General features: G+C 66.7%; 13 protein-coding genes. 6 read left to right on the plus strand and 7 right to left on the minus strand.

The genetic code is table 11. The features are described from left to right. Window positions 1-51: 51 nt before the first annotated feature. Genes BKG60_RS10695 through ypfJ form a run of 3 tightly spaced genes read right to left on the minus strand, consistent with a single transcriptional unit; the run spans window position 52 to window position 3,115 of the window. On the minus strand, window positions 52-576 hold the full coding sequence (locus BKG60_RS10695) for a DinB family protein (RefSeq protein ID WP_070186903.1): 525 nt from the start codon (window positions 574-576) through the stop codon (window positions 52-54). A 21-nt stretch (window positions 577-597) separates the two neighbouring features. Further along, window positions 598-2,232, minus strand: coding sequence for a DUF885 domain-containing protein (locus tag BKG60_RS10700; protein ID WP_070943617.1), 1,635 nt, complete (start codon window positions 2,230-2,232; stop codon window positions 598-600). Beyond that, window positions 2,225-3,115, minus strand: coding sequence for a KPN_02809 family neutral zinc metallopeptidase (gene ypfJ, locus BKG60_RS10705; protein WP_070186901.1), 891 nt, complete (start codon window positions 3,113-3,115; stop codon window positions 2,225-2,227). The genes BKG60_RS10700 and ypfJ overlap by 8 nt, the downstream gene beginning before the upstream one ends. Before the next feature lie 74 nt (window positions 3,116-3,189). Between ypfJ and BKG60_RS10710 the strand changes: the two genes are divergently transcribed. Then, window positions 3,190-4,665: a carboxylesterase/lipase family protein gene (locus tag BKG60_RS10710; RefSeq protein WP_070943618.1), complete on the plus strand. Its 1,476-nt coding sequence runs from the start codon at window positions 3,190-3,192 to the stop codon at window positions 4,663-4,665. Between the two features lie 29 nt (window positions 4,666-4,694). On the opposite strand, the gene BKG60_RS10715 is transcribed toward BKG60_RS10710, so the two are convergent. Beyond that, entirely contained in the window at window positions 4,695-5,204 is a 510-nt protein-coding gene (locus BKG60_RS10715; RefSeq protein WP_070943619.1) for an SRPBCC family protein, read from the minus strand. 159 nt (window positions 5,205-5,363) lie between these two features. Here BKG60_RS10715 and BKG60_RS10720 point away from each other — a divergent pair, with 159 nt between their 5' ends. Beyond that, window positions 5,364-6,986, plus strand: a complete 1,623-nt coding sequence (locus BKG60_RS10720) for an inorganic phosphate transporter (protein WP_070943620.1) — start codon at window positions 5,364-5,366, stop codon at window positions 6,984-6,986. 9 nt (window positions 6,987-6,995) lie between these two features. On the opposite strand, the gene BKG60_RS10725 is transcribed toward BKG60_RS10720, so the two are convergent. Further along, complete coding sequence (locus BKG60_RS10725) at window positions 6,996-7,892, minus strand: oxidoreductase (RefSeq protein WP_070943736.1); 897 nt, start codon at window positions 7,890-7,892, stop codon at window positions 6,996-6,998. A 106-nt stretch (window positions 7,893-7,998) separates the two neighbouring features. Here BKG60_RS10725 and aspS point away from each other — a divergent pair, with 106 nt between their 5' ends. Both aspS and BKG60_RS10735 read left to right on the plus strand, forming a co-directional pair. Then, window positions 7,999-9,798 (plus strand): aspartate--tRNA ligase, encoded by a 1,800-nt coding sequence (aspS, locus tag BKG60_RS10730; protein WP_070943621.1) that lies wholly within the window; start codon window positions 7,999-8,001, stop codon window positions 9,796-9,798. Further along, a complete protein-coding gene (locus BKG60_RS10735; protein ID WP_070943622.1) occupies window positions 9,795-10,256 on the plus strand; it encodes a nitroreductase family deazaflavin-dependent oxidoreductase in 462 nt (153 codons plus the stop codon). The genes aspS and BKG60_RS10735 overlap by 4 nt, the downstream gene beginning before the upstream one ends. A 74-nt stretch (window positions 10,257-10,330) precedes the next feature. On the opposite strand, the gene BKG60_RS10740 is transcribed toward BKG60_RS10735, so the two are convergent. Beyond that, window positions 10,331-11,515 carry a thiolase family protein gene (locus BKG60_RS10740; RefSeq protein ID WP_070943623.1) on the minus strand — a complete coding sequence of 395 codons (1,185 nt, stop codon included), beginning with the start codon at window positions 11,513-11,515 and terminating at the stop codon, window positions 10,331-10,333. Window positions 11,516-11,596: 81 nt separating this feature from the next. Between BKG60_RS10740 and BKG60_RS10745 the strand changes: the two genes are divergently transcribed. Further along, on the plus strand, window positions 11,597-12,085 hold the full coding sequence (locus tag BKG60_RS10745; RefSeq protein WP_120764882.1) for a winged helix-turn-helix transcriptional regulator: 489 nt from the start codon (window positions 11,597-11,599) through the stop codon (window positions 12,083-12,085). Between the two features lie 147 nt (window positions 12,086-12,232). Beyond that, the gene (locus tag BKG60_RS10750; RefSeq protein WP_070186894.1) at window positions 12,233-13,144 is read left to right on the plus strand and encodes a DUF389 domain-containing protein; all 912 of its coding nucleotides are present in this window, start codon (window positions 12,233-12,235) and stop codon (window positions 13,142-13,144) included. A gap of 25 nt (window positions 13,145-13,169) precedes the next feature. Here the strand turns inward: BKG60_RS10750 and BKG60_RS10755 are convergent, their stop codons facing one another. Further along, window positions 13,170-13,913 (minus strand): GAP family protein, encoded by a 744-nt coding sequence (locus BKG60_RS10755; protein WP_234998318.1) that lies wholly within the window; start codon window positions 13,911-13,913, stop codon window positions 13,170-13,172. Window positions 13,914-13,988 lie beyond the last annotated feature (75 nt).

The raw sequence follows: 13,988 nt of genomic DNA on the forward strand, positions 1-13,988 counted from the left end.
TCAGACACCGCTCGGCGGCTGAACTGTGACAGCCTTGGGCTGTGAGTCACATCACGCCTGGGATATGTCGTATGCGTGATGGACGATGTCGTGCACGTGATAGATCGCGATGGTGGCGACGGTGAACTCGCTGCCGTTGCTGCGCAGCCCACGACGCGACCAGGCATCAGCGGGCACCTGGTCGTAGGTGTTGGCGACGACGCCGGCCGCATCGAACAATTCGGTGGCGACGATTCCCGGATCTTGCGAGCCGTAGTCGTCGGCGATCGCGGTGGCGTCCTGGTCCCAGTTGGGGAACTGTGGATCGTCCTCGGTCAGCATCATCTGCACGCGCTGTTCGAAGATCCGGTGCACGTCGCGGACATGACAGCCGTATTCCAGGATCGACCAGCGGTCCGCACGGGCCCGGGCGGCCACTCCGGGGCGGTTCAGCCGCGGCACCCACCGTTCGGCGTCGTCGCGGATCAGTCCGGCCACCTCGCGCGGGTGCACGGCCGCCGGATCGAACCCGCATTCAGGGCAGGGGCGCGACAGCACCCAGGTCCAGTCCTTGGTGTCGGGCTCCAGATCTTCCATGCCACCAGTGTCCGTCAGCGGTCAGTCGGACGACAACGCCGATCTGAGCACATCGAGGGGGAGTCCGCCCAGATCGAGTGCGCGACCGTGAAATTCCCGTAGTGACGATCCCCGGCGCAGACTTTCGTCGCGCAGTTCGTGCCAGATCCGCTGGCCGATGGCGTACGACGGGGCCTGCCCCGGCCAGCCCAGATAACGGTCCAGCTCGAAACGCAGGTTTTCCTCGGCCATGGCCGAATGCGAGGTCAGGAAGTTCCACGCCCGCTCGGCATCCCACACCTCACCGTCGGGTGCGGTCAGGCCGCAGTGCACGCCGATGTCGATCACCACCCGGGCCGCCCGGAACCGTTGTGCATCCAGCATTCCCATGCGGTCGCCGGCATCGTCGAGCCAGCCCAGCTCGGCCATCAGCCGCTCTGCGTACAGCGCCCACCCCTCACCGTGGCCGGAGACCCAGCAGCCCAGCCGTCGCCACCGGTTGAGCTGATCTGCCAGTGCCACCGCACGACCGATCTGCAGATGGTGCCCTGGGACGCCCTCGTGGAAGACCGTGGTGGTTTCCTGCCAGGTGTGGAATGTCTCGACCCCCGGCGGAACCGACCACCACATGCGTCCGGGCCGCGACCAATCCTCCGACGGGCCGGTGTAGTAGATGCCGCCGGTGTGTGTCGGCGCGATCCGGCATTCCAGTGTGCGTAGCGGTCCGTCGATGTCGAAGTGCGTGCCGGCCAGCGATTCCACCGCGCGGTCGGACAGATCCTGCATCCAAGCCTGGAGGGCGTCCGTGCCGCCGATGATGTAGCGCGGTTCCTCGTCGAGCCGGCGCAGTGTCTCGGCGACCGTGGCGCCCGGATAGAGCTGCTGGGCAATCGATTCCTGTTCGGCCACAACGGCATCGAGCAACCCCAAACCCCAGTCGTAGGCCTCGTCGAGGTCCACGGAGGTGCCCAGGAACAACCGCGACATCAGCCCGTAGGCGTCGCGGCCGCACGCGTCGGATTGCCGGGCGCGCGGTGCGATCTCCTCGCGCAGTACATCGCCCAGTTGCCGGTAGGCGTCGGCCGCAGCGTCGCTGTGTTTGCGCAGATCAGCCGAGAGTCGCCGATTTCCATGTGCCGCACCGGTGCCCATCTGGCCGAACAATTCCGCGATCTGCCGGGCCTGGGTGACGCCCCGGGTGACCTGACGCAGGGCCGGCGCGTGATGGCCGCGGGAGGCTTCGCGCAGGGCGGTGGCGTAGCCTGCTGCCCGCTCGGGCACTTTCGCCAACCTCGCGGCGATCAGCGCCCAATCGGCCTCGGTGTCGGTGGGCATCAGGTCGAAAACGTCGCGCATGGTCTGCAACGGCGAGGCGATGACGTTGAGCTCGCCCAGATCCAGTCCGGCGTCGTGCACATCGACGATCGCGCCGAGCCGCTCGCGCAGTGCGGCCACGGTGACCACATCGACGTCGTCGACGGGCGCGATCCCGTCGAGCTCGCGCAACGTGGCGCGGGCGGCTTCCGCGCGAGCCGTCACTCCCTGCGGCGAGTAGTCGGTGACCTCGTCGTCGTGGCCGGTGATGCCCAATTCTGTTGCGGCGCAGGGGTCCAGGCGCGCGTAGGTGTCCAGGTAGCGCTCGGCCACCGTGTCGACGGCGGTCGCGGCCCTAGCCAAGGTTGTTCGCGGCGAAGGTGTCGCACTTGTTCGGATCACCGGTCTGGTAGCCGATGGTGAACCACTTCTGCCGCTGCTCGGAAGAGCCGTGGGTCCAAGCTTCCGGGTTGACCCGGCCGGTGGCCTGCTTCTGGATGCGATCGTCGCCCACCGAGGAGGCTGCCGACAGCGCGTCGGCGATGTCCTTGTCGCTCAGCGGTTGTAGGAACGGTACGTCGGTGCCCTCCTGCCGCGTGATCGACGCGTAGTGCGCCCAGACACCCGCGTAGCAGTCGGCCTGCAGTTCGGTGCGCACACCCGCGCCGGTGGCGCCCTCGGGGTCACGCTGAGCCCGGCCCAGAACACCCAGTAGGTCCTGCACGTGGTGGCCGAACTCGTGGGCGACCACATATTCCTGCGCGAGCGGGCCTCCGCTGGAACCGAACTGGTTGACGAGTACCTGGAAGAAGTCGGTGTCGAAGTACGCCGTCTTGTCCACCGGGCAGTAGAACGGCCCGACGTCACTGGTAGCCGGGCCGCATCCGGTCTGGACCTGTCCCTTGAACAAGCGGATGTGCGGACGCGTGTACCCCTTGAGCAGTTGCTGCCAGACACCGTCCACGGAGTTGCCGGTCGCCACCACGCGGCATTCGACCTTGGAGTTGGCGTCGGCACCGGTCTTGCACTGGCTCAGGTCGAAGCCCTCGGCTTCGACACCGTTGACGGGCAGTTGCTGTTGCTGAGGCATCACCGTGCCCGGATCCACGCCCAGGAACATCGCGAGCACCACGATCAACAGGCCCCCGATCCCACCGCCGACCGCGATGCCACGGCCGGGGCCGCGGCCACCACCGGAACTGGAAGTGGTGCTCGTGTCGATCTGCATACCCTCGTTGAAGGTCATCCCGTCACTCCATCGCATTCGCCGGTAGGTGCGTGCTCAACAGCCCGTTAAGCTTTTCACACTACGATTCAGACGTGTCCGTCGTTGCGGAACATTCGACCATCGCCCACACCTCGCTGGGGCGGTTACGCGGCACCCGTGAAGGCGGGGTCAGCGTCTGGCGAGGTGTCGAGTACGCCCAGCAGCCCATCGGCGCATTGCGCTTCCTGGCGCCTCAGCCCGTGGTGCCCTGGTCCGGGATCCGCGACGCCGTCGAGCACGGCCCATTACCGCCACAGGGCCGTTCGTTCGTCGGCGGAGGCCGGGACGACCCCAAGGTGCGGGACGAGGCGTGCCTGACCGTCACGGTGTGGTCACCCGACACCGGCGGGTCGCTGCCGGTGATGGTGTGGATCCCCGGCGGGGCATTCGTCTACGGCGCCGGCCAGTTGCAGCTCTACAACGGTTCGCGACTGGCCGCCAACGGCAACGTCGTCGTCGTCAATGTCACGTATCGGCTCGGCGTGTTCGGCGGATTCGAACTCGGCGACCTGGGCGAGGGATTCGACGACAACCTGTGCCTGCGCGACCAGATCGCCGCGCTGCAATGGGTACGCGACAACATCGCCGCATTCGGCGGCGATCCCGAACAGGTGACGGTGTTCGGCGAATCGGCCGGTGCCACATCGGTGTTGGCCCTGCTGGCCAGCCCCGCCGCGGACGGCCTGTTCGCCCGGGCGATCGCCCAGAGCCCGGCATTGCCGCTCATCGCCGGCCGCGAAGACCGGGCACGTCAGTCCCGGCGCTTCATGCACCTGCTCGGTGTCGGAGCCGAGCAGCTCAAGGTGCTGCCGCAACGCCAGTTACGCCGCGCCGCCGGTCAGCTGCAGCTCGAGAGTGCGCAGCACACACCGACGTTGGCCTACGGGCTGACCCACGGTGTCGACCTGCTGCCGCTGCATCCGATCCAGGCGGCCCGCGCCGGCGCGGTCTGCGCGGTGCCGTTGATCATCGGCACGAACAGCCACGAAGCGTCGATGTTCGCCTGGGGAAAGCCCCCGATGTTGCCGACCACGCCGGCCGGGGTCCAGGACTACCTTCGTCGCCATGCTCCGCACGACCGCGATCGGATTCTTGCCGCCTACCCCGATTTCCCCCGGCGACGGGCCCTGATCGCCTTCGGCTCCGATGTCATGTTCGGCGCACCGACATGGGCATTTGCCGACGCCTACAGTCCGCACGCGCCGACCCACGTGTACCGGTTCGACCACACCACCTGGACGCTGAAGGCCTTGGGGCTGGGCGCCACCCACGGCAGCGAGATCGTGCACATCCAGCACAGCTACGGCTCGTATCTGGGGCGCAAACTGCATCCCCTGGGTCGCCGGGTCCAGCCGTCGGTCGGCCGGCGGATGCAACGCACCTGGCTGGACTTCGCGCGGGCCGAGATCGCCGAGTGGCCGGAGTATCACACCGAACAGCGCCTGACCAGGGTGATCCGTTCCGCGCGGGACGAGACGGTGGCCGATCCTGACGCGCTGCGCAGGGCGGCGTGGGAGGGGCTGGGTTAGCCCTTACTTGCCGTAGCGCTCAGTGCTGTCTACTCCTCGCGCGAGCGCTCGTCGGCGGTATAGCGGCGGAGGTTGTGCAGAAACCGCTGGAACAGCCATGCCATCACCGGCCGGCCCATGGTCATCCCGAGCCGCCCGGCCAGGCCGCTGGGCTTCATGGCCATCACCCAGGTCAGGTGACAGCCGCCGGCGGTCTCAACCACACGGTAGTCCTCGGCGAAGGCCGAGATCGCGTTCGAGGTGCTGGTGTTGAAACGGAAAGCCATGTGGGAGAAAGGTTCCCAGGCCAGGAACTCCTCATCGCCGACGATGTGACCGCGCATGGTGACCGTGCGGGTGGTTCCGACGCCGCGGGGCTCGGGGCTGGTCCATTCCACATTGGTGATGACGGTGGCCCACTGTGGCCAGGAAGTCGCGTCGCCGAGCACCTCGAACAGCTGCTCGGGCGTGATGGCGAGGTCGATGGTGCTGACGAAGCGGAACGGCGCGCGGTCGATGAAATCCAACTCGACGCGTTCGCACTGGTAGGTCCGGGCCATGGGTAGACACCTTAAGTCAATGTGTCTAGTCCGGTGTCGATCAGGTGGGGATCGAGAGGCCGCATTTAGAGGGCCATCCGCGCGTCGCTCCGCTGTTGCCCGACATTTACCGAGGTCCTCCATCGTGTCAGCAGTCGATTCGATTTTCGAGGGGATTGCATGTCAACGGGTCTAGATAGTCCACCTGCCCACCCGGCGACACCCGCACGAGGTGGGTTCCTGGGTGAGGACACCAACTGGCACGTATCGTTCGGTGTCCTCGGCATCGCGGTATTCGCGGCGTTCTCGGTGTGGGCGTTCGATTACGTCGGCGACGGTGCCAACAAGGTCATTCTGATCGTTGCCACCATCTTCGGTGTGTTCATGGCGTTCAACATCGGTGGAAACGATGTGGCGAACTCCTTCGGCACCAGCGTTGGTGCCGGCACGCTGAGTATGAAGCAAGCGCTGATGGTCGCGGCTGTGTTCGAAGTCAGCGGCGCCGTGATCGCAGGTGGCGAGGTGACCGACACGATCCGCAGCGGCATCGTGGACCTGCAAGGTATCGAGATCGTGCCGCAGGATTTCGTCTTCATCATGATGGCCGCGTTGCTGGGCGCTGCGGTCTGGTTGCTGGTCGCCACCCGAATGGGTTGGCCGGTTTCGACGACGCACTCGATCATCGGCGGCATCGTCGGTGCCGCAGTCACCTTGGGCTATCTCACCGGCCAGGGTGGTCTCGACATGGTGCAGTGGACCGAGATCGGCCAGATCGTGCTGTCCTGGTTCGTCTCACCGGTGCTCGGCGGGTTCGTGGCGTACCTGCTGTTCGGCGCGATCAAGCGACACATCCTGATCTACGGCGACAGGGCCGACGAGCGGCTGCGCGCACTCAAGACCGAGCGCATCGAGATGCGCAAGAGACACAGGCAAGCGTTCGAGCGCCTCGACGAACTGCAGCAGATCTCTTACACCAACACGCTTGCCCAAGACGCGATCACGGCGAGCAGCGGTGATTTCGACCCGGCGGAACTCGAATCGGACTACTACAAAGAGCTCCACACGATCGACGCGAAGGCAAAGGAAGTCGACGCGCATCGCGCGCTGGAGAACTGGGTTCCGCTGTTGGCGGCCTTCGGCGCGATCGTCATCTCGTCGATGCTGCTGTTCAAGGGGCTGAAGAACCTGCACATCGGGTTGTCCTCGCTGACCAATTATCTGATCATGGCGATGATCGGGGCCGCTGTCTGGATGGCCGTCTTCATCTTCGCCAGGACACTCAAGAACCAAGCCCTGTCGAAGTCCACGTTCCTGCTCTTCAGTTGGATGCAGGTGTTCACGGCATCGGCGTTCGCGTTCAGTCACGGCAGCAACGACATCGCCAACGCGGTGGGCCCTTTCGCCGCGATCGTCGAGACCCTCAAGACCAATGCCATCGAAGGCAAGGCCGCAGTACCCACGGCCGTGATGGCCACCTTCGGCGTTGCTTTGATCGTCGGCCTGTGGTTCATCGGCCGTAACGTCATCCGAACCGTGGGTTCCGGGCTGACCAAAATGCATCCGGCGTCCGGTTTCGCCGCTGAACTGTCGGCGGCCGGCGTCGTGATGGGAGCCTCGGTGCTCGGCCTGCCGGTATCGAGCACGCACATTCTCATCGGCGCAGTGCTCGGTGTCGGCATCGTGAACAAGGCCGCCAACTGGAATCTGATGAAACCGATCGCGTTGGCGTGGGTGATCACCGTCCCGGTGGCCGCCATCATCGGGTGCGTCGGACTGATGAGCCTGCGGGCGATCTTCGGATAAGCCGAGGCGTCAGCCCGGCCCGTCGCCGGCCGCGGCCAACAGTGGAACGATGACGTCGCTGATCGGGGTGGGCAGGCCGAGTGCGGCCGCCTTACGGATGATGACGCCGTTGCGGATGTCCCACTCCAGCGGTCTGCCGGCCTGGCGGTCGGTCAGCATCGAGGTGGTCAGATCCTCGGGTGCGGTGGCCAGCATGTCGACGATCTGCTCGACCACTTCGCCACCCAGATCGGCGCCGTCGGCGCGAGCCACGGCCAGGCATTCGGTCAGATAGCGCCGCGCCAGCGCCGCCACGTCGTCACGACGGAACATGCCCGTCCGGCGGCCCGCCAGGACCATGAAACCGACCACGGCGTTGACCAGCAGCTTGCGCCAGGCCGCGGTGCGGAAATCGGGATCGTGTTCGACGCTGATCGCGCTGCCGCGCACCGCCTCGGCCACGGTCGCGGCCGGCGGGGTGTCGGGCAGGACCAGCCGGGCCTCGCTGCGCAACCGCACCCAACCTCCGGGCTGCATCTCCGAGGAGATCCACACCGCTGCGGGCACCACGTGGGCCTCGTCGGTGTACCGGCTGAGCGCACTGACCCGCTCGACCTGTTCGACGCCGTTCTGCAGCGCGCACACCACCGTCTTCTCATCGCACAGCCGGTCCAGCCAGGCCGCGGCCCGGGCGTTCTGAGTGTCCTTGACCGCGAGAAAGACCACCCGGAACGGGCCTTCGACGCCGGCCGGATCGGTGTGCACGGGGCCCGGCACCCGAATCGGTTCCCCGTCGTCGGGCCGGACGTCGACGCCGTCGCGCGGAGTCCGGCCACACAGCAGAATTGATTTGCCTGCGGCGTACAGCAGCGCCGCCACGGTGGAACCGATCGCGCCGGGGCCGATGACCGCGATGGGGGAGTTCAGGTCTGCCGGGTCTTCGGGCGAGCGCTCATCCACCTCGCCAAGTTACCGCCGCCGGTGGACTCTCTAGACTGTTCACTCGTCCCACCAGTCTTCATGAGGAGTTTTCGTGCTGCGCAGTCATGCCGCCGGTTCATTGCGGGCCGCGGATGCGGGTCAAACGGTCACTTTGGCGGGATGGGTGGCGCGTCGCCGTGATCACGGCGGCGTCATCTTCATCGATCTGCGCGACGGGGCTGGTGGTGGGCAAGGAGATGGGCAGAGCGTGTCGCAGGTGGTGTTCCGCGAGGGCGACGTGCTGGCCGCCGCCCACCGGCTGCGCGCCGAGTTCTGCATCGCCGTCACCGGCGTGGTCGAGGTCCGTCCCGAGGGCAACGAGAATCCCGAGATCCCGACGGGCTCCATCGAGGTGAACGCCACCGCGTTGACCGTACTGTCCGAGAGCGCCCCACTGCCGTTCCAGCTTGACGAGACTGCCGGTGAGGAAGCCCGGCTGAAGTACCGCTACCTGGATCTGCGCCGTGAGGGACCGGGCAACGCAATCCGGTTGCGCTCCAAGGTGAATGCCGCTGCTCGCGGCGTCCTGGCCGAGCATGACTTCATCGAGATCGAAACCCCGACCTTGACCCGCTCGACGCCGGAGGGCGCCCGCGACTTCCTGGTGCCCGCACGCCTGCAACCCGGCTCCTTCTACGCGCTGCCGCAGAGCCCGCAGCTGTTCAAGCAGCTGCTCATGGTGGCGGGCATGGAGCGCTACTACCAGATCGCCCGGTGCTACCGCGACGAGGACTTCCGCGCCGATCGCCAGCCCGAATTCACCCAGCTGGACATGGAGCTCAGCTTCGTCGACGCCGACGACGTGATGGGGATCGCCGAGCAGGTACTGAAGGCGGTCTGGGCGACCATCGGTTACGACCTGCCGCTACCACTGCCCCGGATCGGCTATGAAGAGGCGATGCGCCGGTTCGGCTCCGACAAGCCCGACCTGCGGTTCGGCGTCGAGCTCATCGAATGCACCGAGTACTTCAAGGACACGCCGTTCCGGGTGTTCCAGGCGCCCTACGTGGGGGCTGTGGTGATGTCGGGCGGGGCATCGCAGCCGCGTCGCACGTTGGACGGTTGGCAGGAGTTCGCCAAACAGCGCGGCCACAAGGGGTTGGCCTATGTGCTCGTGGGCGAAGACGGCACGCTGGGCGGCCCCGTGGCCAAGAACCTCACCGACGCCGAGCGCGACGGCCTGGCCGCCCACGTCGGTGCCAAGCCCGGTGACTGCGTTTTCTTCGCGGCCGGCCCGGCCCGCACGGCGCGAGCCCTGCTGGGCGCCACCCGCATCGAGATCGCCAAGCGTCTGGACCTGATCGACCCGGCCGCCTGGGCGTTCACCTGGGTGGTCGACTTCCCGATGTTCGAGCCCGCCGATGTCGCGACCGCCTCGGGCGACGTGGCGGTGGGTTCCGGTGCCTGGACGGCCGTGCACCACGCCTTCACCGCACCGAAGGTGGAATCGGAGGGCACCTTCGACACCGATCCCGGCAGCGCGCTCTCGGACGCCTACGACATCGTCTGCAACGGCAACGAGATCGGCGGCGGCTCGATCCGTATCCACCGCCGCGACATCCAGGAGCGGGTGTTCGCGATGATGGGCATCGACCACGAGGAAGCCCAGGACAAATTCGGATTCCTGTTGGACGCCTTCGCCTTCGGGGCTCCTCCGCACGGCGGGATCGCGTTCGGCTGGGACCGCATCACCGCCCTGCTGGCCGGGGTGGACTCGATCCGCGAGGTCATCGCGTTCCCCAAGTCCGGTGGTGGCGTCGACCCGCTGACCGATGCGCCCGCGCCGGTCACCCCGCAGCAGCGCAAGGAATCGGGAATAGACGCCAAGCCCGAGGAGCTCAAGAAGTCATGACCGATATCGATCCTGACTTCGACAAGAGCGAACTGGTCGCCGATGTGGCGGCTCTCGACGACTTCAACCGCAACGTGGTCGAGGAATTCCGGGCCAACGGCGGAAAGGTGGGCGGCCCGTTCGAGGGCGGCACACTGTTGCTGCTGCACACCACCGGGGCCAAGTCGGGTCAGCCTCGGCTGTCCCCGCTGGCATACCTCGATGTGGGCGGGCGCATGCTGATCGTCGGTTCCTATGCCGGCGCGCCCAAGGATCCGGCGTGGGTGCACAACCTGCGGGCCGATCCGAAGGCCCGCATCGAAGTCGGTACCGACGCCTACGACGTGACGGCCCGCGAGCTGCCCGCCGAGGAGCGTGACGCGGCGTACCCGAAGATCATCGAGCGGGCCCCGGTCTTCGCCGAGTACCAGGCCAAGACCACACGCGCCATCCCACTTTTCGAACTCGTCCGCGCGTAGCACTTGCTCGCGTCAGTTGTCACGCTGGAGTGGCAGTGGAGTTCGAATGCCACTCCAGCGTGACAAACCGGCTGTTACAGCCGCTCGATGACGGTGGCGTTGGCCATGCCGCCGCCCTCACACATCGTCTGCAGGCCGTAGCGTCCGCCGCGCTGCTCGAGCGCATTGACCAGGGTGGTCATGATGCGTGCCCCGCTGGCGCCCAGCGGGTGCCCGATCGCGATGGCCCCGCCGTTGACATTCGTCTTGCTTAGATCGGCACCGGTGTCATGCGCCCACGCCAGCACCACCGGCGCGAACGCCTCGTTGACCTCGAACAGGTCGATATCTGCCAGCGTCAAACCCGCACGCGCCAGTACCTTTTCGGTGGCCGGGATGACACCGGTCAGCATGTACAGCGGATCGGACCCCACCACGGTGGTGGTGTGAATACGCGCGAGCGGGCTCAAACCCAGCTTGCGCGCAGTCGCACCGCTGGTGATCATCACTGCGGCGCTGCCGTCGGACAGCGGTGACGAGTTGCCGGGGGTGATCTCCCAGTTGATCTGAGGAAAGCGCGCGGCGTAGGCCTCGTTGTAGAACGCCGGCCTCAACCCGGACAAGGTCTCCACCGTGGTTCCCGGGCGGATGATCTCGTCGGTGCTCAACCCGGCGACGGGGGCGAGTTCGGCCTCGAACAGGCCGTCCTTGGTGGCCCGCGCCGCCTTCTCGTGGCTGCCCGCGGAGAACTCATCGAGCTGGGCGCGGGAGAAGCCCCATTTTGCCGCGATCAGTTCGGCGCTGATGCCCTGCGGGACAAGGCCTTCGGAGTAGCGCTCGGCGAACGCCAGGCCGAACGGGTCGCTGCCCGGCAACACCGAGCTGCCCATCGGTACTCGCGACATCGACTCCACACCCGCGGCGATCACGACGTCGTAGGCACCGGCCAGCACGCCCTGGGCGGCGAAGCTGATGGCCTGCTGGCTGCTGCCGCACTGGCGGTCGACGGTGGTCCCGGGGACGCGTTCGGGGAAGCCCGCGCCCAGCAGGGCGTTGCGCGCGATGTTGACGGCTTGATCGCCGACCTGCGTGACTGCGCCCGCAATGACATCGTCGACCAGTACGGGGTCCACGCCGGTGCGCGCGATCAGCTCCCGCAGGCTGTGCGCCAGAAGGTCCGCGGGCAGGACGCCGTGCAGCGCGCCACCGGCCTTGCCTTTGCCGATCGGCGTCCGAACCGCTCCGACGATGACTGCGTCCCGGTCTGCATATCCGGTCATCTGGCCCTCCTGATGCTCCGCGCTGAGTATTGTTATGGCTACCCAGGTATAACACCTGGGTATAGTAAGAACAACTCAGGGATGGAGTTTGATTCCGTGGGAATGCTGCAGGGCAAGCTCGCCAATCGGGACAGTTGGTCGGCGGTGGGGCATTGCCCGATCGAACGGACCATGGCGTTCGCGGGCACCAAATCGGCGATGCTCATCATGCGCGAGGCCTTCTACGGCACCACCAGATTCGACGACTTCTCCCGCCGGGTCGGGATCACCAAAGCGGCGACCTCGGCACGCCTGTCTGACCTCGTGGCCGCCGGGCTGCTGGCAAAGCGTCCCTACCGCGAACCCGGTCAGCGGGAGCGCGACGAGTACATACTCACCGAATCCGGGACCGACTTCATGCCGGTGGTGTGGGCCATGTTCGAGTGGGGTCGCAAACATCTCGGCGACACCGGGCTCAGGCTCGCCCATGACGGATGCGGTGCCGTGGCCGGAGTCGAAATCCGTTGTGAGGAAGGACACCGCGTGCCGGCAGAGGAACTTGTGGTCCGCGTCGAGCGTCGCACGTCGTGAGCCGCGCTGCCCAAGCGTTGGAGATCCTGACCGAACACGGCCAGTAGCGTATCGAGCCGGGGCTCACGGCTGCCGAATTGGCCACCCCGCCTGGCACATCCGCTGTGGGTCTTCTGGTGGGATTGAGGCCGGCGCTACTCTCGGCCGGTGCTGCACTTACGTGTCATCGCGCCCGCCGATCTGCGGGCACCGATCCTGAACGTCTTCGACCGGGAACCCGGCGTCACGAATGTCGTGGTGCACGCCGGGGATGCGAGAGATCCGGCCGGAGACGAGATCACGGCCATCTTGGTCCGGGAGGCGGCCAACGATGTGGTGGAGCGGTTGAAATCCCTTGATGTGCCGCATTTGGGGGCCATCACCCTGGAGCCACTCGACACCGTCCTGTCCGCGTCGGCCTTTCACGCCGAGGATGCCACCGAGGGAGACGGCGCCGATGCGGTGATCTGGGATGAGCTGGTATCGCGCACTCGCGAGGAATCCAGCCTCAACGCGACGTATCTGATGTTCTTGTGTATCGCGTGTCTGCTCGCCGCGGTCGGCGTCGTCAGCGACTCCGCGGTCACCGTCGTCGGCGCCATGGTCGTCGGTCCCGAGTTCGGTCCGTTGGCCGCGCTCGCGGTCGCACTGGTGCAACGTCGGATGTCGTTGGCTCGCCGGGCCGGCGCGGCACTGCTGATCGGCTTCCCCGTCGCCATGGGCGTCACCGCCCTGGCCACGTTGGGCTTCGAAGCCCTCGGATGGGTGTCCTTGACCAGTTTCCGAGACCTTCAGCAGGTGGATTTCATCTTCCGGGTCGGCCCTTTCTCATTGGTGGTGGCCTTACTGGCGGGTGCGGCCGGAATGTTGTCGCTGGTGTCGGCGAAATCCTCGGCGCTGGTGGGTGTCTTCATCTCGGTGACGACGGTTCCCGCGGCCGGTTTCGCGGTGGTCGCCGCGACGGTCGGGGAGTGGGACATCGCGGCCCGGTCCGTGCTACAGCTCGGCGTCAACCTGACGGGAATCACAACGGCCGGTGTCGTGATGCTCGCGCTCTACCGCAGATTCGCCGCGCGCTGAGACACGCGCTGCGACGACCATGCCGTCACAGGTGGCTGATGCCGATGGCGAGGAAATACACGCCGACCGCACCGGCGATCGCGGCCACCACGAGTCGATGGTGAATGCCCATCCACTCGTAGATGCGTTCGACGCCTGAGCGGGTCGGTGCCGGCGCCACCCAGAAACTGATGATCGGGATGATCGCGGCGAGGAATCCCACGAGATTGAACACGACCATCGCGGCCATCTGCTCGGTGACCCCGGCGTCCGAGGTGAGGGCGGCAGCCATCGCGGCCAGGTAGTACGGCGTGGGAAAACCGTTGATCAGGCCCAGGAGGCCGGCCGCCCACGGCGCCTCGCCACGCAACGCGGCCTGCATCCCGCCCGGCAGTTTCGACAGACCCGGCACGTCCTCCTCGGTGGGCGCGCCGGTGCCGTGGTGGCCCACTGCGGCCGGCGCGGCCCTGCGGGTGCGCACCCGCGTGACCAGGCGTTCGAGCACACCTGTGATGGACAGGACGCCGATCATCAGCGCCGCGATCCCGATGCCGATCTCCAGGCCCGGGGGCATGGTGCGCCCGCCGTCGCCGGTCACGTTCTTGAACACGAACACCACCGCGGCGCCGACCGCGACATTGGCGGTGAAGGCCAACAGGAAGAACGGGAGCAGCAACCGCAAAGGGCGTGACCGCGACAGCATGAAGGCAACCACGCCGATTCTGAGGGGGTCGACCGCCGCCACGGCGGCCATCACCAGCACGGTGCTCCACATCGCCGTTGGCCACATCCCTTCACGTCGATTGCTCCACCGAATTCAACCAGCGCTGAGCGAATCCGGCCGAATTCACTGATCTCGGTGCGC

It is taken from the genome of Mycobacterium syngnathidarum, assembly GCF_001942625.1.
In the GTDB taxonomy this organism is placed as follows: Bacteria; Actinomycetota; Actinomycetes; order Mycobacteriales; family Mycobacteriaceae; genus Mycobacterium; species Mycobacterium syngnathidarum.